The sequence below is a fragment of the Lolliginicoccus suaedae genome (assembly GCF_008312885.1).
In the GTDB taxonomy this organism is placed as follows: domain Bacteria; phylum Actinomycetota; class Actinomycetes; order Mycobacteriales; family Mycobacteriaceae; genus Lolliginicoccus; species Lolliginicoccus suaedae.
The window spans coordinates 676,061-693,200 of sequence record NZ_VSSO01000001.1; the positions used below are offsets into that span (position 1 = coordinate 676,061).

At 67.5% G+C, this 17,140-nt stretch carries 21 protein-coding genes; 11 read left to right on the plus strand and 10 right to left on the minus strand.

Going from position 1 to position 17,140, the window contains the following annotated elements; translation table 11 throughout:
- Positions 1–10: 10 nt before the first annotated feature.
- The 5 genes from FXO18_RS03075 to FXO18_RS03095 are packed head-to-tail and all read left to right on the plus strand — an operon-like array spanning position 11 to position 3,500.
- Entirely contained in the window at positions 11–715 is a 705-nt protein-coding gene (locus FXO18_RS03075; protein WP_149359582.1) for a TIGR04282 family arsenosugar biosynthesis glycosyltransferase, read from the plus strand.
- On the plus strand, positions 712–1,401 hold the full coding sequence (locus FXO18_RS03080) for a class I SAM-dependent methyltransferase (protein ID WP_149359583.1): 690 nt from the start codon (positions 712–714) through the stop codon (positions 1,399–1,401). Before FXO18_RS03075 ends, FXO18_RS03080 begins: the two co-directional genes overlap by 4 nt.
- A complete protein-coding gene (locus FXO18_RS03085; RefSeq protein WP_149359584.1) occupies positions 1,386–2,528 on the plus strand; it encodes a molybdopterin-dependent oxidoreductase in 1,143 nt (380 codons plus the stop codon). Before FXO18_RS03080 ends, FXO18_RS03085 begins: the two co-directional genes overlap by 16 nt.
- Positions 2,525–2,959, plus strand: coding sequence for a hypothetical protein (locus tag FXO18_RS03090; protein WP_149359585.1), 435 nt, complete (start codon positions 2,525–2,527; stop codon positions 2,957–2,959). Before FXO18_RS03085 ends, FXO18_RS03090 begins: the two co-directional genes overlap by 4 nt.
- A 43-nt stretch (positions 2,960–3,002) precedes the next feature.
- Positions 3,003–3,500, plus strand: coding sequence for a PH domain-containing protein (locus FXO18_RS03095; protein ID WP_223114474.1), 498 nt, complete (start codon positions 3,003–3,005; stop codon positions 3,498–3,500).
- A gap of 421 nt (positions 3,501–3,921) precedes the next feature.
- Here the strand turns inward: FXO18_RS03095 and FXO18_RS03100 are convergent, their stop codons facing one another.
- From FXO18_RS03100 to FXO18_RS03110, 3 genes are all read right to left on the minus strand, one after another.
- Complete coding sequence (locus FXO18_RS03100) at positions 3,922–4,392, minus strand: hypothetical protein (RefSeq protein ID WP_149359586.1); 471 nt, start codon at positions 4,390–4,392, stop codon at positions 3,922–3,924.
- 131 nt (positions 4,393–4,523) lie between these two features.
- Positions 4,524–5,684 (minus strand): acyltransferase family protein, encoded by a 1,161-nt coding sequence (locus FXO18_RS03105; RefSeq protein WP_235900408.1) that lies wholly within the window; start codon positions 5,682–5,684, stop codon positions 4,524–4,526.
- A gap of 222 nt (positions 5,685–5,906) precedes the next feature.
- Positions 5,907–6,428 (minus strand): carboxymuconolactone decarboxylase family protein, encoded by a 522-nt coding sequence (locus FXO18_RS03110; RefSeq protein ID WP_235900409.1) that lies wholly within the window; start codon positions 6,426–6,428, stop codon positions 5,907–5,909.
- A 166-nt stretch (positions 6,429–6,594) separates the two neighbouring features.
- On the opposite strand from FXO18_RS03110, the gene FXO18_RS03115 reads away from it, so the two are divergent.
- Positions 6,595–7,230 (plus strand): RNA polymerase sigma factor, encoded by a 636-nt coding sequence (locus FXO18_RS03115; protein WP_235900410.1) that lies wholly within the window; start codon positions 6,595–6,597, stop codon positions 7,228–7,230.
- A complete protein-coding gene (locus FXO18_RS03120; protein ID WP_235900411.1) occupies positions 7,227–7,574 on the plus strand; it encodes a zf-HC2 domain-containing protein in 348 nt (115 codons plus the stop codon). Before FXO18_RS03115 ends, FXO18_RS03120 begins: the two co-directional genes overlap by 4 nt.
- Here FXO18_RS03120 and FXO18_RS03125 read toward each other — a convergent pair.
- Positions 7,553–8,269, minus strand: a complete 717-nt coding sequence (locus FXO18_RS03125) for an alpha/beta fold hydrolase (RefSeq protein WP_149359590.1) — start codon at positions 8,267–8,269, stop codon at positions 7,553–7,555. The two genes, FXO18_RS03120 and FXO18_RS03125, sit on opposite strands and share 22 nt — an antisense overlap.
- A gap of 23 nt (positions 8,270–8,292) precedes the next feature.
- On the opposite strand from FXO18_RS03125, the gene FXO18_RS03130 reads away from it, so the two are divergent.
- On the plus strand, positions 8,293–8,856 hold the full coding sequence (locus FXO18_RS03130) for an NUDIX hydrolase (protein WP_149359591.1): 564 nt from the start codon (positions 8,293–8,295) through the stop codon (positions 8,854–8,856).
- Positions 8,857–8,924: 68 nt separating this feature from the next.
- Here FXO18_RS03130 and FXO18_RS03135 read toward each other — a convergent pair whose 3' ends face one another.
- Together FXO18_RS03135 and FXO18_RS03140 are read right to left on the minus strand one after the other, a co-directional pair.
- Positions 8,925–9,785 (minus strand): penicillin-binding transpeptidase domain-containing protein, encoded by an 861-nt coding sequence (locus FXO18_RS03135; RefSeq protein WP_149359592.1) that lies wholly within the window; start codon positions 9,783–9,785, stop codon positions 8,925–8,927.
- A gap of 22 nt (positions 9,786–9,807) precedes the next feature.
- Complete coding sequence (locus FXO18_RS03140) at positions 9,808–10,119, minus strand: hypothetical protein (protein ID WP_149359593.1); 312 nt, start codon at positions 10,117–10,119, stop codon at positions 9,808–9,810.
- 77 nt (positions 10,120–10,196) lie between these two features.
- On the opposite strand from FXO18_RS03140, the gene FXO18_RS03145 reads away from it, so the two are divergent.
- Positions 10,197–10,475, plus strand: coding sequence for a hypothetical protein (locus tag FXO18_RS03145; protein ID WP_149359594.1), 279 nt, complete (start codon positions 10,197–10,199; stop codon positions 10,473–10,475).
- A 54-nt stretch (positions 10,476–10,529) separates the two neighbouring features.
- Here the strand turns inward: FXO18_RS03145 and FXO18_RS03150 are convergent, their stop codons facing one another.
- The 4 genes from FXO18_RS03150 to FXO18_RS03165 all read right to left on the minus strand — a co-directional run bounded on the left by FXO18_RS03150 (position 10,530) and on the right by FXO18_RS03165 (position 13,665).
- Positions 10,530–10,931: a VOC family protein gene (locus FXO18_RS03150; RefSeq protein ID WP_149359595.1), complete on the minus strand. Its 402-nt coding sequence runs from the start codon at positions 10,929–10,931 to the stop codon at positions 10,530–10,532.
- Between the two features lie 39 nt (positions 10,932–10,970).
- Positions 10,971–11,270 (minus strand): thiamine-binding protein, encoded by a 300-nt coding sequence (locus FXO18_RS03155; protein ID WP_149359596.1) that lies wholly within the window; start codon positions 11,268–11,270, stop codon positions 10,971–10,973.
- Between the two features lie 104 nt (positions 11,271–11,374).
- Positions 11,375–12,508, minus strand: a complete 1,134-nt coding sequence (locus FXO18_RS03160; RefSeq protein ID WP_149359597.1) for a fatty acid desaturase family protein — start codon at positions 12,506–12,508, stop codon at positions 11,375–11,377.
- A 50-nt stretch (positions 12,509–12,558) separates the two neighbouring features.
- Complete coding sequence (locus FXO18_RS03165; RefSeq protein WP_149360075.1) at positions 12,559–13,665, minus strand: ferredoxin reductase; 1,107 nt, start codon at positions 13,663–13,665, stop codon at positions 12,559–12,561.
- A 334-nt stretch (positions 13,666–13,999) separates the two neighbouring features.
- On the opposite strand from FXO18_RS03165, the gene FXO18_RS03170 reads away from it, so the two are divergent.
- Positions 14,000–15,358 carry a phenylacetate--CoA ligase family protein gene (locus tag FXO18_RS03170; protein ID WP_149359598.1) on the plus strand — a complete coding sequence of 453 codons (1,359 nt, stop codon included), beginning with the start codon at positions 14,000–14,002 and terminating at the stop codon, positions 15,356–15,358.
- Positions 15,359–15,781: 423 nt separating this feature from the next.
- The gene (locus FXO18_RS03175) at positions 15,782–17,074 is read left to right on the plus strand and encodes a beta-propeller fold lactonase family protein (protein WP_187774152.1); all 1,293 of its coding nucleotides are present in this window, start codon (positions 15,782–15,784) and stop codon (positions 17,072–17,074) included.
- Positions 17,075–17,140: the final 66 nt, after the last annotated feature.

Genomic DNA, 17,140 nt, shown 5'->3' on the forward strand with positions numbered 1-17,140 from the left:
AGGCACTGGCATGATTCCTCCGTTCACGCTTCTCATCGTCGCGAAGGCGCCCGTCGCTGGGCAGGCGAAGACCCGCCTGCAGCCCCGCTGCACGCCCGTGGAGGCAGCGGGGCTCGCGGCAGCGGCACTGCTCGATACCCTCGCCACCGCGCGGGCCGTGCCTGCCCAGCAGCGGGTGGTCGCCCTAACGGGGACGCTCGCTGATGCCGAGCGTGGCGGCGAGATCGCTCGCGCGCTGCAGGACGGGTTCACCGTGGTCGGGCAGCGTGGCCGGACTTTCGCGGACCGTCTCGCCGCCGCCCACCTCGATGCCGCCAATCTCATCGGCGGGCAGCGCGAGGGAGGGCCGCTGCCGATCGTCCAGATCGGCATGGACACACCCCAGGCCACCTCGCAGCAGTTGCTGGCCATCGCGCGAAACGTTGCCCGGCCGCGCACCGCGCTCGTCGCTCCTGCTCTCGACGGTGGATGGTGGGCACTGGGATTGCATGACCCCCGCCATGCCGATGTGCTCGCGGAGGTGCCCATGTCCGAGCCCCATACCGGGGCTGCCACCGTTGCCGCGCTCCTGCGCCATCGGCTGCGGGTGCGCTCCGGAACCCCGCTTCGCGATGTCGACCATCCGGCTGATATCTCCATCGTGGCGAGCGAATGCGCACCGAGCAGCGAGTTCGCCCGCGCGGCCCGGCAGCTAGCGGCGGAGGCCCGCCAATGATCGCCACCGCCACATGCGCCGTCGGCCTCTACGAGCGGGCCCTCTCGGGAGAGCTGTGCTGGATCCGTGATTCGCGCGGCCACCGCCGCCGCGCGCCCGTGCACCAATGGCTGGGAGGCGCGCACGCGCTCGCTGGCGATGAGGAGTTCGACCAGCTCGTCGCCAGCGCGTGCAGCGGCCCCACGCTCGATCTCGGGTGCGGGCCCGGTCGGCTCGTCGAGCATCTCGTGCGCCGCTCGATACCGGTGCTCGGCATCGATGTCTCGCCGCTCGCGGTCCGGCTCACGCGCGACCGGGGCGGCCTCGCTCTGCGCCGCGACATCTTTGGTCCCCTTCCCAGCACCGGTCGATGGCGCCACTTGCTGCTCATCGACGGCAACATCGGCATCGGTGGCCACCCCTCTCGCCTCCTCGCCCGGGCCGCCGAGCTCCTCGCGCCCGGTGGCACGTGCCTGGTCGAGATGGCACGGCCGGGCTCGCCCGGGCACGACGGGCTGATCCGCCTCGAGACCAGGGACGAGCGGGGCCCCTGGATCCCGTGGTCCACCGTCGGCATCGACGAGGCCGCGGCCCTCGCGTCGCGCGCGGGGCTGATCCTCGGGACCACTTTGCGCAGCAGGTCGAGGTATCTCGCCGTGCTGTGGAAACCACCACTCGAAGAGGTATCACCATGCCCGCGCGCCTGAGATCGCCCGAGCTCGCGACCCGCCTGGGCATCGCCCTCGCGATCACCGTGACCATCTGCTTCGCCACTGGCTTGATCAGCCACTTCGTCCAGAATCCGGTGGCGTGGCTGCCGTGGCCGCCCTTCCCGGCGGGGCTCTACCGCTTCACCCAGGGCCTGCACGTCGTGACCGGGATAGCCACGATCCCGCTGCTGCTGGTCAAGCTCTGGTCGGTCTACCCGAGGTTGTTCGAGCGGCCCGTGGTCCGCTCCGCCCTGCACGCCGCTGAACGAGGCTCCATCGCGGTGCTCGTGGGATCGATGATCTTCATGCTCGTGACTGGCCTGCTCAACGCGGCGCAGTGGTACCCGTGGTCGTTCTTCTTCCCCGCGATGCACTACGCGTTCGCCTGGGTCGCGGTGGGTGCCCTGATCATCCACATCGCGGTCAAGCTACCGGTCATCACAAAGGCGCTCCGGGCCCCTATCGATCCGCCCCCTATCGATCCGCCCAGCATCGATCCACTCGGGCCGGTCGGCGGCATGGACTCCAACGGCGGCATCACCCGGCGGGGCGTCCTCGCGACTACCGGCGCCGCCACCGTGCTCGCGGCGCTGTCCGTGGCCGGGCAGACCGTGCCCTGGCTGAGGTCCCTCGCCATCCTCGCCCCACGCAGCGGCGAGGGACCCCAGGGCGTTCCCATCAACCGCACCGCGCGGGCCGCGGGCGTCACCATGACTGCCGTCGACCCCGCCTGGGCCCTCGAGGTCCGCAGCGGCGCCACCACGCGAAGGCTCGGCCTCGACGAGTTGCGTGCGCTCCCCCAGACCGAGGTGGTCCTGCCGATCGCGTGCGTCGAGGGCTGGAGCGCCACCGCCCGCTGGCGGGGGGTGCGCGTCCGGGACCTCGTCGAAGTCGTGGGCGGGCGAGCCGGGGATGTGCAGTTCCTCTCGCTCGAGCAAGGCGGCCTCTATTCCGGGACCGTCCTGCCCCAGCGCTTCGCCGAGCACCCTGATTCGCTCGTGGCGCTCGAGATCAACGGCGAGACCCTCAACATCGATCACGGCTATCCGTGCCGGCTGATCGCGCCGAACCGGCCTGGCGTGCTGCAGACCAAGTGGCTCGCGAGCATGGAGGTCCTGCCATGAGCTTCCCGGTGACCCGCACCACTGCCCTGCGCGTCGCGATGATCGCGACCGGTATCGCCGCGATCGGCTACGGTGCACTGCTGGCGCTCTCGCGCTCCACGCCGGAGATCCTGTCCGCCGCGATCTGGTTCGGTGGCGGCATCATCATCCATGACGCGCTCATAGCGCCCCTGTCCCTGGCGGTCGGGTACTCGGGGCGGACCGTGCTGCCGCGCACCTGGTGGGCGCCCATCGCCACTGCCGGGCTGTGCACCGCGACGCTGCTGGCCGTCGCGGTGCCTGTCCTCGGCCGGGAGGGCGCGCGCCCGGACAATCCAACGGTGCTCGACCGCGACTACACCACTGGGCTCGCGATCGCTGTCGGGGCGATCTGGGTCATCGCGCTGCTGCTCGGCACGATCCGTGCCCGGAGGCACGAGCAGAACCGTTGACGTCCCTGCCCGCGGGGCCGCGCGGTGTGCCAGGATCGGCGGTATGGCTGATCCGCAGCGCTACATCGCCGAAGACGAGAACTTGATCTACAGCACTCGCCAGCACTGGACGGAGATGGTCGCGGAGGTGATCATCCTGGCGCTCATCTGGCTGGTCGCCGGTGCCGCGATCTGGGTGCTGCCGTCCGGGGAGCAGTGGGGGCGCATCGCCATCTACGTCGTGATCGGGCTTGCCGTGCTCGCGTCGATCCGCTGGTGGCTGGTCCCGCTGCTGTCGTGGCGCTCCACGCTCTACATCCTCACCACCAAGCGCATCTACAAGCGCAGTGGCTTCCTCACCAAGACCGGACGCAGCATTCCCCTCTCGCGGCTGAATGACATCTCGTTCCGCGCGACGGTGTGGGAGCGGATGATGCGCTACGGGACGCTGACGATCCAATCGGCGTCCGAGCAGGGCACGATGACGCTGGCGCATGTGCCTGATCCGGAGGGGTTCAAGGCCCGGATCTATCGTGCGGCTGATGAGGCGCGCGGCTACTAGGGCGCTTCCTGTGACACAGGTGCGCTGGCTGGAGCGCCTCGCGAGGAGGGCGCGTCCCCGCGCAGGGCCGCACGAAGCGCGATGGGCGGGTACCTTGGCGCACCCACCCTGTGGGCGCGAGAACCTGAGCGCGCATCTCGTGGGCGCCCAGCGGCCACGCTTCGTGTCCAGCCGCCACGGTTAGCACCAAGCCGCCACGGTTATATCGGTGGCAAGTCCGCGCAAGGGTGGCAGCAAGCACCCAATGGTGGCAGCCGTGCGGCACCGCCCGCGCTGCACGCGTTCCGCGGTCACGTCCTGGTCCCGTCCGGGGAACCCGCGAGGGGCCCGGCCACCTTCCCCGTGGCCGGGCCCCTCGCGCGGGCTCCATCACGTGGGCCCGATCCCGGGCTCGGGCGAGCTACCGGTTGGCCATCGCGAGCTACTGATTGGCCATAGCGAGCTCGGCGAGCAGCACGTCGAGGAGCCCTAGTGGCTCGGATAGGCTGCCGAACGCTCCCTCGAGGGAATCGTCCTCGTCGGTGGTGTCATCGGCGGCCTCGCTGATGGTCAGCGTCTCGATCGCCTCGGTGGGGGTGGTGCCGTCGTCGCAGGTGACGGTGGCGGTGTAGGTGCCGGGCTGGAGCGCCGAGGTGCGGGATACGCCGTTGCCGTCGATGGTGAGGCTGATGTCCTGGGCGACGATCTGCATTTCGTCATCCTCGACCGTCAGCTCGCAGGCGAAGGTGCCCTCGGTGCTGCTCGCGCCCTCGATCGAGGCGACGATGGTGTCGCCGCTCGTAGTGATGGTGACATCCCCGGTCACAGCAGCGGAGGCGGCGGGTGCCGCGAGGGCGGCGATGCCGAGGATCCCGGCAGCGGCGGTGGCGGTGCGACATGCGAATCGAGACATAACAATCTCCTCACTGGTTGACAACAGTCACACCGGTCACTGTAGCCCTTATGGGGGGCATGGACAGCCGAACGCCCCGCATCCCTCGTGGGGAGGCGGGGCGCTCGATCCAGGGCCGCTCGGTGCCAGGGTCAGGCCTTCTTGGCGGTCCCGCGGATGGCGGGGTGCAGCTCGAACATGAAGTTCATGCCCAGCCGGACCATGAGGCCGTGCAGGGTCAGCGCGATCGCGACGACCATGGCGGTCACGATCAGCGGCGCTACCACCGCCACTACCGGCAGCGAGGTCACCGCGGAAGTCTTGATGAAGGCGTAGACCACGACCGCGATGAGCATGTCCATCATCACGTACACCGGCAGGGTGCGGGTGCCGATGCTCTGGAAGACGTTGCCCACCCGGGTGCCGACGAGCGCCGAGGCGACCAGCACTCCGAGCAGCAGGCCAACGGTGGTGACGATCAGCTTCAGCTCGGGCATCGCGAGGACATCGAGGACCATGATCGGCACGAACACTGCGGTGTAGGCGGCGAGGGCGGCAACCAGGCGCGGCCCGTTGGACAGGTGGCTGAACCGGACGATGATCGGCTTGGCGTGGATGGCGAGCAGGAAGTACACGAAGTAGGAGCCCAGGTTGCGCCAGCCGAAGCCCAGGTCATCGAAGAAGAAGTGCGAGCCGTAGGCCGAGACCGACAGCGCGATCGCGAACCCGAACTGCACCACCAGCGGCAGGCGGTAGATGGCCTTCGCGACGATGGCGAAGAGCGCGAGGCCGTAGATGAACCACAGCGCGTTGCTCGGCGAGGTGAAGCCGGTGATCACCGACGTGAGCTTGGCGTAGCCCTTGTGCGAGACGTCGTCGGGGAGCAGGTTGTGCACCACGAAGAACATCAGCAGCCACACGGTGTAGAGGTAGAACAGGTGCGCGACGCGGCTTCGGAGCATCGTCGTCCACGTCATCTTCAGCATCCCCTGGGCAAACAGGCCCGAGGCGACGAAGAACAGCGGCATGCGGATCGGCTGGAGGAACCCGTTGATCGACGTCCAGAAGTCCGGAGCGAGATCGTTGCGGGTCAGCATGCCCACGGCATGGAGCAGCACGACGAGGGTGATGGTGAGGCCCTTGGCGAGATCGACCCACTCGACGCGCTGCTTGGCAGGCTTGGCGGGGGTCGGGGTGAGCTGCGCGGCGGCAGGGGCGGGCTGGGCCACGGGCATGTCGAGCAGGTGCTGGCGGTCCGCGGCAGCGATGGCCGAATCCGGTATCGAGCTCTGCGTTGGCGCGGTGGTCAGCACATCAATCTCCCAGGGTGCGGAATTCGTGGATACTGCGTCACCGGCCCCGTTGTTCGCGGCATTGCGACGCCTTTACCTTGATAAATAACGGTAAAGTAACGACAACCTGGGGGATAGATATGTGCAACCCAGGTCACATGAGTGCTCGATCACAGCGCACCCGGCGCGGGGAGGGCATTCCTCCCCGCGCCGGGTGCTGCAATACCAGGAAAGGCCGGGCGCTCAGGGCTCCACGACGGGGAAATCGATCTCCGTGCCAAGGGTGTTGTTGACGATATTCGTCAACAGGTTCAGCCCAACATGACCGAGCACCTCCGCGAGCTCGGCATCCGAGGCACCCGCCGCACGCGCCGCCGCGATCTCCTCCGCATCGACCATGCCGCGCTTCTCGTTCGCGGCCCGGGCGAGCACGAGGAGCGCCGCCGTGCGCGGATCATCCGCCTCGGCCTTGCGCGCCGCCGCGAGCTGATCCGCCGACAACCCCGCGCCCTTCTCCCCCAGGTACGTGTGCGCCGACAAGCAATAGCCGCAGCCATTGGACTGCGCGATCGTGATGGCCAGGCGCTCGCGCGTCGCCCGCGGGAGAACCCCTGTGTCCAGCGCGCTCGCGAGGCCGACATAGCCCTTGAGCAGCGCCGGGCTGTGCACCATCACCCGCGCCAGGTTCGGGATGGCCCCGAACGTCTTCTCCGCCAGCTTCAGCGCCTCGGCCTGCGCCTCGGTCGCCTCCGCATCGGTGATCAACGGCAAAACACTCATCTCGCACGCTCCTCGTTCTCGTTGTCCCGGGCACGGGCACGCAACCGTGGTGCCGGTGGCGGTTAGCGGCGCGCAGTCACGCGCCATGGTGTAGACATACGGGCATGCCCCGGCGTTACACACCCCTCGCGCGCGGAGCATGGGCAGCGCGATGAGCACCGTGGACGACGACCGCTGGGCCACCGACGCCGAACTGCTCGCCGCCCTGCGCGCCGGTGACACCAGCGCCTTCACCGCTCTCGTCGATGCGCTCCATGCACCCCTAGTGCGCCTAGCCCGCGTGTACGTCACGCCCGCGCTCGCCGAGGATGCCGTGCAGGACACGTGGGTGAACGTGATCCGCGGCCTCCACCGGTTCGAGGGCCGTTCCTCGCTGAAGACCTGGATCTACCGCATCATGCTCAACCGGGTCCGCACCCTCGCCACCCGGGAGGGACGCATGATCCCGTTCGCCACGGCAGGCCCCGAGGTCGATGCCCGGCCCTCCGTCGATCCCGCCCAGCTCGACGGCTCCGAGCACGGGCCCCACTACTGGCCCGATGCCCCGCCCCGGTGGGACCTGCTGCCCGAGCAGCACCTGATGTCGCGCGAGGTGCTCGATGTCGTCGCCAAGGCGCTCGCCACGCTCCCCGCCAGCCAGCGAGAGGTCGTCGTCATGCGTGACATCGAGGGATGGACCAGCGCGGAGACCTGCGAGTCGCTCGGAATATCGGGGGCCAACCAGCGCGTTCTGCTGCATCGAGGACGTGCCGCGATCCGCACGGCACTGGAGGTGTATCTCTCGTGAACCATCGCCCCAGCGACGACCCGCACGGTGACCCTGATCCGTTCGTCGGCAATGCGCTGCGCATCAGCTGCGCCGATGCCATCGAGCTCGTCACCGGCTATCTCGACAGCAGCCTCGACGACGCCGACCTCCAGGCGTTCGAGGAGCACACCAGCCTGTGCGAGGCCTGCCAGGTCTATATCGACCAGGTGCGCCGCACCATCCGCATCACCGCGGCCGAGCGCGACGCGAGCGTCGAGGTGCGCCCGCGCGACTTCCCCAGCCTGCTCGAGCTGTTCGCCCAGCAGCATCCGCGCGCTGGAGATGATTCAGCCAGCAGCGATCAGGACGGGTCCGCGCCCTGATTCCCCGCGTCACCAGCCACGACGAGCAGGTGCGCCGCCAGCTCGCCGGGGCAGGCAAGGGCTGGCATATGGCCCGAGGGCACCACGACAGGCTCGATGCCTAGCCGCTCCCGGCTCACGCGCTGCTGGAACGGAAGCGGGAACAAGCGATCATCCCGGCCCGCGATCACCACCGTGTGCTGCGTCGGCCACTCCGGCCCCTCCCATGCGGAAGCGAAGGGGGTGCCCGACTGGTCACGGAAATGCGCGGCGGCCTGCTCAGTGATGCGCGGATCCACATCATGGAAGAACGTGTCGAGCGAATCCATCGCCGCGTGCGGGTCCCGCCCCTGTTCCCTCGCGTACTGGGCCTGTGCTTCCTCCTGCCCCGTCGCGGCCCACCATTGCCCGCCCGTCTCCCCTGGCGCGGGAATCATCGGCGCAACGAGCACCAGTACCGAGCCCGGGATGCGCTCGCAGGCCAGCACGGCGGTGAACGCGCCCATCGAGTGGCCCACCACGATCACCGGTTCCGCGGCCTCGCCGGGAAGGGCTGCCAGTGCCACCCGCGCGTACTCCTCGAAGCCCGCGGAATCATCCTCGCAGGGCAGGTCGGGCGCATGCACCGCATGGCCGCCGGCCTCGAGCAGCGGAGCCACCCGGTGCCAGTCCCAGGAATCCGAGCCAGCGCCGTGGATGAGAAGGAATGTCGCCATGAGCCTGACGGTAGCGTGGAGGTGTGACGTTTTCCGTCGATCGCGCGCTCGAGGCCATCGCCCGCCACCGGCCCGAGGCTGTCGAGGCTCGTGGCATGCAGGCGGCGACCGCGCTGATCATCACCCGCGAGCAGCAGCCACGGGCACTGTTCATCCGTCGGGCCCAGCGTGACGGGGACCGCTGGTCCGGCCATGCCGCGCTGCCCGGCGGCAAGGTCTCCCCCGCTGACGCGGATCGGTACGCTACCGCGCGCCGCGAGGCCCACGAGGAGACCGGCACCACCGGCCTAGCCACCGTTGGCGCGCTCGACGACATCAAGGGGTGGTTCGGCTCCGGCGTCGTCACGCCCGTCGTGTTCACTGTCCCCCAGCCGACGCCGCTGATCCTCGATCCGCGCGAGGTAGCCGATGCTGGCTGGATCCCCCTCGAGGTCCTCGCTGACCGTGCCGCACGCACCCGCCACCCCTACCCCAGGCTTGGCCCGTGGAAAGCATGGACAGTGCCATTCGGGGAATCGGGCGAGCCACTGATCATCTGGGGGCTGACCTATCGCATCCTGCGGCAGTTCCTCGCGCTGTGCCGCTAGGGGTACTGACCCGAGACATTGATTGATGAAGATGACATCGCCCCACGCATACGGACTCGGCCGTCGCATCAGCTCTGCGGTAGGTAGCCAAGCTCCTCGAGGAACGTGTGCGCTAGCGGAACCCGCAGATCGGATTGCCCGTCTTCGGCAACCTCGATCCGCAACGCGAACCCCGCGATCGATCCGTCATCGTCGACCCACCCGGCGTACCAGCCGGGCGCTGGATCGAAATCGAATGCAAGACCGGTCTTGCCATAGACCGCCGGACCGGTATCGTCGCGGTCCTCGCGGAGAAGTTCACTCATCGCGTCGACGATCTCGGAGGCGACGGGGACGTCGCGCTCCCCCACTCGTGCCATGAACCGGGCCTGCTCGACCGGGGTGATCTCGAGCGGGCCTGTCAGCCAGAACGTATCGATGGTGTCTTCACCGCCGATGTCTTCATTGCCGTAGCCGAACTGCTCGACCATGTCAGACATTCGTTCGTGCCCGACCCGCCGCGCGATCTCCTGATAGATCGGCACAGCCGAAATCGGCAAGGCCTCACGCATGCTCATGTCACGTTCCCACGCGGGAAGCAATTGCGGCTCGCCGCCATACGGGAGCACTTCGTCGATATTGTCAACCGCGCCAGTGTGCAAGGCGATGAGGCTGTTCGGAATCTTGAACGTAGATGCAGGGACAGTGGGAGATGTCGCGTCGTCCTCGCCCACAACGGTCGCGCTGCCGGTGCTTGCATCGAATACGACAAAGGAGCCTTCGACACCCGCGTCGGTGAAGAGGCGCTCGAGATCCTCACGAACATCCATCGACTCGGCTTCGGGAGTGCTCTGCCCGGCGGTGGGCGGTGCATCATCGGTGGTACTGGTGCAACCCACAGCAAGGCCGAGTGATGCCAGCGTTGTCGCTGCTAGTCGCAGTGTGCGCATGATGGGACTCCGTTGCCTAGGATCAGGCTGAGACTACTCGGCGAACATGCACGAGACCTTGACCGCGTGTGGGTGATTCGTCGCTATAGCGGGATTGACGAACTTTTTTCTCCGGCCGACCGCCGACCACACCATTGGTGCCGTTGCCGCCTACGAGCACGAACAGGGTGCCGGTGAGGCCATTCAGCCTGCTGCTCGCCGTCCCGGCAAGTCCGCCAGCACGGCCGAGGTTGTCGGCGCCACCGTGCCCGCCGATAGCCGAGACATCCAGGCTGTCCACATCGTCAGGAATGACGAACTCGTGCTGGCCAGCGGTGAGATACGTGCACGTCACCTCAGCAGATTCCTCGCGCTGTGCCGCTAGGGGGCGCCAGTCGAGGCCCGGTGGCGCGGCCCGGTACGGTTGGAGGCATGGGCCCTCACTCCGACACCTCCTGGCAGGAACCCTGGGACGATAGCGACTTCGATGACGCGCCGCGGCGAACCGGCCCGCGCTGGACCACCATCGTCGCCTGGATCGCTATCGCCGCGATGGTGCTCGTGCCCATGATGTCCTTGTTCAACCTGTACCGGGCCGTTCCACTGCTGGTGATCCTGTGCTTCGCCATCCTCGGAGGCATCATCTACCTCGTCAGCACTCGCGGCGGCGAGCTGATCACCCGCATCAACAACAAGCTCGGCAAGAAGTAGCGCGCGAGAACGAGCCACGTGGCTGGGCTCGCGCCGTCCGAGGCCAGCTAGCTGCTAGACGTATACCGCGATCTCGATGAGGTTGCCCTCAGGGTCCCGGCAATACTGCGAGTTGATCGGCCCCAGCGCGCCCGTCCTGATGACCGGTCCCCGGATGATAGCGACGCCGCAGGCATCCAGATGCTCCCGGACCTCGTCCGGCGAGGAGTCAGTGATCAAGCACAGGTCTTGGGAGCCTGCCGCCTCCACCGCGCCGGTCTCCCACTGCGGGTCATGATCAGGCGCCGCGAGCGGTCGGAGGTTGATCTTCTGATCACCGAACCGGAGCGCCGTGCGCCCGGTGTGCCCGAACTTCTCGATCCTCATCCCGAGCACATCCGCGTACCACCGGGCCATTGCGTCCACATCGCGGCAGTTGACAACGATGTGGTCGAAGCGCTCGATCAGGAATCCCATGGGATCCACACTATTCAATCGTGGAGCGGCACAGTCATGCTAGGACTGCTCGAGCCGTGCCTCGACCCGTGCGACCTTGCCCTCGATCTCGCCGTCATGCCCGGGCCTGATGTCGGCCTTGAGCACGAGGGACACGCGGGTGCCGAACTCCCCCACCGCGTCGCAGGCCTGCTTGACGACGGCCATGCACTCGTCCCATTCGCCCTCGATGGTGGTGAACATCGCGTCGGTGCGGTTGGGCAGGCCGGATGCGCGGACCACCGTGACGGCGGCGGCGACGGCAGCGGACATCGAATCATTTGCGGCCCCGGAGGGCGCGACAGAGAACGCGATCAGCATTCCTTCACGGTATGCGAGCGCGAGCCCCCGCACGCCAGCGAGCCCCGGCTCCGCGAGGGGAACCGGGGCTCACGTGGACCGGTGCTGGACCGGCTCGCACTGGATCAGGCGGCGACGAGCTCGCGCGCCGGGGTGCTAGCGCTGGCGAGCTGTGCCTTCTGCTCCTTGGCCTTGCGGCCGTCGGGCAGGGCGAGGCGGAAGATCTTCTTGTAGACCGATCCGAACTGGCCGAGGAACGAGCCCGTGTTGTAGGGCAGGCCGTACTTGGCGCAGACGTCCTGGACCTTCGGGGACATCTCGGCGTAGCGGTGCGCCGGGACATCGGGGAACAGGTGGTGCTCGATCTGGAAGCTCAGGTTGCCGGACATGATGTGCATGAGCCGACCGCCGTGGAAGTTGGCCGAGCCGAGGATCTGGCGGTAGTACCACGCGCCCTTCGACTCGTTCTCGGTCTCCTCGATGGAGAACTCCTGCACGTTGGCGGGGAAGTGACCGTTGAAGATGACCGCGGAGGACCAGATGTTGCGGATGAAGTTCGCCGCGACGTTGCCGGCGAAGGTGACCGGGAAGAACGGGCCGGAGAGCGCCGGGAAGATCAGGTAGTCCTTGAGCGCCTGCTTGCGTCCCTTGTCGAGCGCGCGGCCGAAGCTCTCGCGGGCCTCGGCGAAGGTCTTCTCGCCGCGGATGACCTTCTCGGACTCCGCTTCCTGGAGGGCGGTGCCCCACTGGAAGAAGGACTGCAGCAGGATCGCGAAGACCGGGTTGAGCAGCCAGATCGGGTGCCACGGGGTCTCTTCGGTCATGCGCATGACGCCGTAGCCGCTGGCGTCGTGGTCCTTGCCGACGATGTTGGTGTAGGTGTGGTGCACGTAGTTGTGGGTGTAGCGCCAGCTATCGGAGGAGATGGTGTTGTCCCACTCGAAGTTCTTCGACGTCAGCTCGGGGTCCTGCATCCAGTCGTACTGGCCGTGCATGACGTTGTGGCCGATCTCCATGTTGTCGAGGATCTTCGCGGCGCCCAGCGAGGCGACACCGGCGAGCCAGAATGGCGGGATGATGCCGGCCCACAGGAAGGCGCGCCCGGCGACCTCGAGCTTGCGCTGCACGTCGATGATGTTGCGGATGTAGTCGGCGTCGCGCTGGCCGAGGTCAGAGACGACCTCCTGGCGGATGGCGTCGAGGTCCTTGCCGAGTGCTTCGATCTGGTCGGCGGTGAGGTCGGGGTGGGTAGTGATCATGATTATCGTCCTTAGCTGTTGGATCTTGGGAACTGTTGGTTATGAAGTGACTAGAGGTTGATGCTCACGTCGCCGCACGGCGCGGTGACGCAGATCTGGATGTCCTTGTCCTCCTCGGAGTCCACCTCGCCGGTCATGACGTTGCGGGTCGTTCCGAAGTCCTTGCGCTTGGTGCAGGAGAAGCAGATGCCCATGCGGCAGCCGTACTCGGGGGTGAGCCCGGCTTCCTCGGCCTGCTCGAGGATGCTGCGGCCGTTGTTGGTGACCTTCTTGTCCGCGAAGGTGAACACCAGGTCGCCCTCGACGTCGTCGGAGGGGACGGTGCGCACGGGTGCGGCAAACTGCTCGAGGTGGAGCTGGTCATCGAGGCCGTCCTCGGCGTAGACCTTGCGCACCGCGTTCATCAGAGGCAGCGGTCCGCAGAGGAAGGTCTCCGCGTCGTGGAAGTACGGCTCCGCGGCCTCGAGGTGCTCGCGGTTGAAGTACCCGTGCAGGTCGCCGCCGGTCTCTTGCTCGGTGTACGCCCGGACGATCTTCACCGTCGGGTACTGCTCCTTGAGCTCGTCGAGCTCGCGGCGGTAGATGATGTCGTTCTCGGTGAACGCGTAGTGCAGGAAGGTGATCTTGCCGTTGTAGGCCTTGTCGCACAGGGTCCGCAGCATCGACATGACCGGGGTGATGCCGGAGCCGCCGCTGATCAGCAGGATGCGTCGCGGGTGGGGCAGCGGGACGAAGAACTCGCCCTGCGCCTCCGAGAGGGTGACGATCATGCCGGGCTTGGCGTTGTCACGCAGGTACGGGGAGACGAGGCCGTTGGGGTCCACCTTGATGGTGAGCTCGATGCGGCCGTCGCGGCGGAACTGCGAGTCGGCGGGCGAGTAGCAGCGGGTGCGGCGGATGCCGTCGATGTCGACGGAGAGGCGCACGAACTGCCCTGCCCGGAAGCCCTTCCAGTTGGCGTTGGGCCGCAGGGTGAGCGTGACGCTGTCGGTGGTCTTGCGCTCGACCGCGGTCACCTCGGCGCGGATGTCGGTGAGCGACCATGCGGGGTCGATCATCCCGACGTAGCGATCCACGCTGTGGGGGCTTGCCATTGCTCGGGCGATGGACGAACCCAGAACGCGTCGTCCTGGTCGCGATGACGTCACCACACTCATTGCTGTACGCATCTACACTCCTCAGGCTTGTGACGTGTACTGGGCCGGTCGACCCGATGCACTCAGAGTACATGTGTGCACTGAAATGTCTATCGCTGGAGCGGTGTGTTCCCGGACACGTAGCGACGAACGCCAGGCCGGAGCCAGAAAACAGTGAACATTCGTTGCCTCGTGCGGGTGCGCGCGAGCCGGGTACACCCGGTGCCGATGTCTCTCGCCGGGGCGACAGCGGCCCACGATCTGGGGTGCCGCGAGCCGCGAGCCGTGACATGGCCCCAGGATCCTGCAAATATGGCCTCAGCGGGCTCGTTGTTGGCCGCAATCCTGGCAATCCATGATCGGAGGGCATGTGCTCAGCCACCTGCTCGCGAGCCCGAAGCTATCCACCGGCGACCTGCTGGCCCTGCAGGGCGCACGGCTGGCCGAGGCGGTCTCGCACGCGCGCGCCCATTCGCCACTCTTCGCCGAGCTCTACCGCGACCTGCCCGATACCGTCACCGATCCCGCGATGCTGCCGATCACCCACAAGCCTGCACTGATGGCGGACTTCGACCGATGGGTCACCGATCGCGGCATCACCCACGAGCAGGTCGAGGCTTTCCTGGCCCGCCCTGAAATGGTCGGCACCCCGTTCCTCGGCAAGTACCTGCTCACGACGACTTCGGGAACCACCGGAAGGCGGGGGGTGTTCGTCATCTCGACCGACGAGCTGCGCCCCGTCTCTGGCCCGGCGTATCGCCCGAGCACGGCAGGGGTGCTGCTCTCGCCGCTGCGCACCGCCCGCTTGCTCGCCAAGGGCTTGCGAGCCGCGACGATCATGCCAGCCACTGGGCACTACGCGATGGTCTCGCTGTGGACCCAGGCGCATGGCGAGGGCAACAAGCGCCACCAGCGCTTCTCGTCGCTGCAACCGCTGCCCCAGCTCGTCGCGCAGCTCAATGCCTTCGATCCCGCGGTGCTCACCGGCGCTTCCTCGATCGTGGAGCTGCTCGCCGGGGAGAAGGCAGCGGGTCGGCTGCGCATCTCCCCCGCCATCGTGATGGTCTCCGGGGAGACACTGTCCGACGAGGCCCGGGCCTCGGTCACCAAGCATCTCGGCGCCAGCGTGATCGACCTGTACGCGGCGAACGAAGCGCTGCGGCTGAGCAAGAGCTGCGCGCAGGGCTGGCATCATGTCTTCACCGACTGGGTGGTCTTCGAGCCGGTCGAGGCGGACTACTCGCCCACCCCGGCCGGGACCCTGTCGCACTCGGTACTGATCAGCGTGCTCTATCGCAGGACGCAGCCGGTGCTGCGATACGAGCTCGGCGATGCGGTCCTGCAGCGGCCCGATCCCTGCCCGTGCGGAAGCCCGTACCCGGCGTTCAAGGTGCAGGGTCGCAAGGCCGATGTGCTCCGCAACGACGATGGGCAGCCGACCGTGGTCGCCCAGCACCTGCTCATCGCCCTCCAGAAGCGGGTCGCCGGCATCCGGCAGTTCCAGGTGATCCAGGAGGACGAGAGCACGCTGCGCCTGCGGATGCTCCCGGCCGACGGCACGGACCTCGACGAGGCCTGGCCGCGCGTCCACCACGCGCTCGCCACGCTGCTCGCCGAGCATGGCCTGGCCCGGTTCACGATCACGCGCTCCGGCGAACCGCCACAGCTCAGCGCCGGGGGAAAGATGCGTCACTTCATCCCTCTCGATGCCTGACCGCGACGGCGCCACCCTGTTCAACCACGACGCGCAGCACTGCTACCGCGGCATGGACTCGAAAGCAAGCATCGACTACTACGCCTCCAGCGCGCTAGCGCTCAGCTCGCCCGCGCCCTCGGTGGCCTGCTGCGCGACCCGCGACAGCGGCCAAGGGTGTTGCTGCTCAACTGGGGCACGATCGTCGTCGGGGAGATCGGCCTGCTGCTGATCAGCGATCACGCGGATCTCACGACACTGCAGGCCGAGGTCGCCGCGGCGATCAGCTAGCCGGGCGTTTCCCGGATTGTTACTCAATGAATCTATTGGTTCGCGCGGGGCCTGTGGTTCTCCTGTGCCAGAGTTCGAGCACACCCTTCCTGCTGGCTGACCAAGGCCACGACATGCCTCCAGCGGCTCGATCCCCCGACACGAGGAACGCCGATGACCACGATCACCGACAAGCCCCGAACAACACAGCACTCGATACCCCGGATCGTGCTCCTCGCGCTCTGCGTAGCTCTCGTCCCCGCCCTGCCCGCCGCTGCAGACACCGTGACCGACACGATCCCAGTGGGCGGCACCCCGCAAGGAGTCGCGGTCACCCCGGACGGCACCCGTGCCTACGTCACCAACGGCGGTGATGCGTCGGTGTCGGTCATCGACACCTCGACCAATACGGTCGTCGGCGCACCAATCACCGTCGGGACTGTTCCGCAAGGGCTAGCAGTGAGCCCGGACGGCACCACCGTCTACGTTGCCAATGCCTTCACCGATTTCGTGTCGGTGATCGACACCACCACCAACATGGTCACCGGCACCATCACTGTTGGGTCCATTCCGCTCGCGGTGGCGCTCAGCCCGGACGGCAGCACTGCCTACGTCACTGTGACCACCACTGACCAGGTGCAGGTGATCGACACTGCCACCAATACGGTGATTGCCACGGTCCCTGTCGGCGACGCCCCCGAGGGCGTCACGGTCGACCCAGACGGCTCCACCGTCTACGTCGCTAACAGAACAGGTGACTCGGTGTCGGTGATCGACACCACCACCAACACCGTCACCACTACCATCGGCGTCGGAAACCGCCCCATCGAGGTCGCGGCCACCCCGGACGGGGCAGCTGTCTACGTCACCAACGAGGACGACGACACAGTGTCGGTGATCGACACCGCCACGAACACAGTCACGGGCGCCCCGGTCCCAGTTGGTGCCGCACCGCTAGGCGTGGCCATCACCCCCGACGGCTCCCGCGCCTATATCGCCAACAACGACTCGGCCAACGTGTCGGTGATCGACACCGCCACGAACATGGTGATCGACACCATCACCGTGGGCAACGGCCCGCGCGATGTGGCGATCACCCCCAACGGCAGCACCGTCTACGTCACTAACGCGTTCGACGACACTGTGTCGGTCATCATGGCCGAAGTCGCGCCCGCCATCACTGGCACGCCTCCCGCCGGCGTCGTCGGCGAGCCGTTCAGTTTCGACTTCACTGTCACCGGCCAGCCTGCCCCCACCGTCACCACGATGGATCCGCTTCCCGCCGGGCTCGTGCTGAACCCCCACGGCACCCTGTCGGGCACCCCCACCGAAGCCGGAAGCTTCCCGATCACCGTCACCGCCGCCAACGGCATCGCCCCCGACGCCACCACCAACGCGGTGCTGGAGATCGCACCGGCCGAATGCACCGGCTTGATCTGCCTGCCCACCGGATCCGCGGGGAGCTAGGCCAGCAACAGGCAGCGGTAACCCCCCGCTCGAGCCCGCCCTCGCGGACCAGACAAGGAAACCAGC

Bases quoted from the DNA above. Each gene is read 5' to 3' on its own strand.
- FXO18_RS03170 (WP_149359598.1), top strand. From the start codon at position 14,000: ATGATCGGAGGGCATGTGCTCAGCCACCTGCTCGCGAGCCCGAAGCTA.
- FXO18_RS03095 (WP_223114474.1), top strand. From the start codon at position 3,003: ATGGCTGATCCGCAGCGCTACATCGCCGAAGACGAGAACTTGATCTAC.
- FXO18_RS03150 (WP_149359595.1), bottom strand. From the start codon at position 10,931: ATGGGATTCCTGATCGAGCGCTTCGACCACATCGTTGTCAACTGCCGC.
- FXO18_RS03165 (WP_149360075.1), bottom strand. From the start codon at position 13,665: ATGAGTGTGGTGACGTCATCGCGACCAGGACGACGCGTTCTGGGTTCG.
- FXO18_RS03100 (WP_149359586.1), bottom strand. From the start codon at position 4,392: ATGTCTCGATTCGCATGTCGCACCGCCACCGCCGCTGCCGGGATCCTC.
- FXO18_RS03075 (WP_149359582.1), top strand. From the start codon at position 11: ATGATTCCTCCGTTCACGCTTCTCATCGTCGCGAAGGCGCCCGTCGCT.
- FXO18_RS03085 (WP_149359584.1), top strand. From the start codon at position 1,386: ATGCCCGCGCGCCTGAGATCGCCCGAGCTCGCGACCCGCCTGGGCATC.
- FXO18_RS03135 (WP_149359592.1), bottom strand. From the start codon at position 9,785: ATGCGCACACTGCGACTAGCAGCGACAACGCTGGCATCACTCGGCCTT.
- FXO18_RS03175 (WP_187774152.1), top strand. From the start codon at position 15,782: ATGACCACGATCACCGACAAGCCCCGAACAACACAGCACTCGATACCC.
- FXO18_RS03155 (WP_149359596.1), bottom strand. From the start codon at position 11,270: ATGCTGATCGCGTTCTCTGTCGCGCCCTCCGGGGCCGCAAATGATTCG.
- FXO18_RS03145 (WP_149359594.1), top strand. From the start codon at position 10,197: ATGGGCCCTCACTCCGACACCTCCTGGCAGGAACCCTGGGACGATAGC.
- FXO18_RS03115 (WP_235900410.1), top strand. From the start codon at position 6,595: ATGAGCACCGTGGACGACGACCGCTGGGCCACCGACGCCGAACTGCTC.
- FXO18_RS03160 (WP_149359597.1), bottom strand. From the start codon at position 12,508: ATGATCACTACCCACCCCGACCTCACCGCCGACCAGATCGAAGCACTC.
- FXO18_RS03090 (WP_149359585.1), top strand. From the start codon at position 2,525: ATGAGCTTCCCGGTGACCCGCACCACTGCCCTGCGCGTCGCGATGATC.
- FXO18_RS03080 (WP_149359583.1), top strand. From the start codon at position 712: ATGATCGCCACCGCCACATGCGCCGTCGGCCTCTACGAGCGGGCCCTC.
- FXO18_RS03125 (WP_149359590.1), bottom strand. From the start codon at position 8,269: ATGGCGACATTCCTTCTCATCCACGGCGCTGGCTCGGATTCCTGGGAC.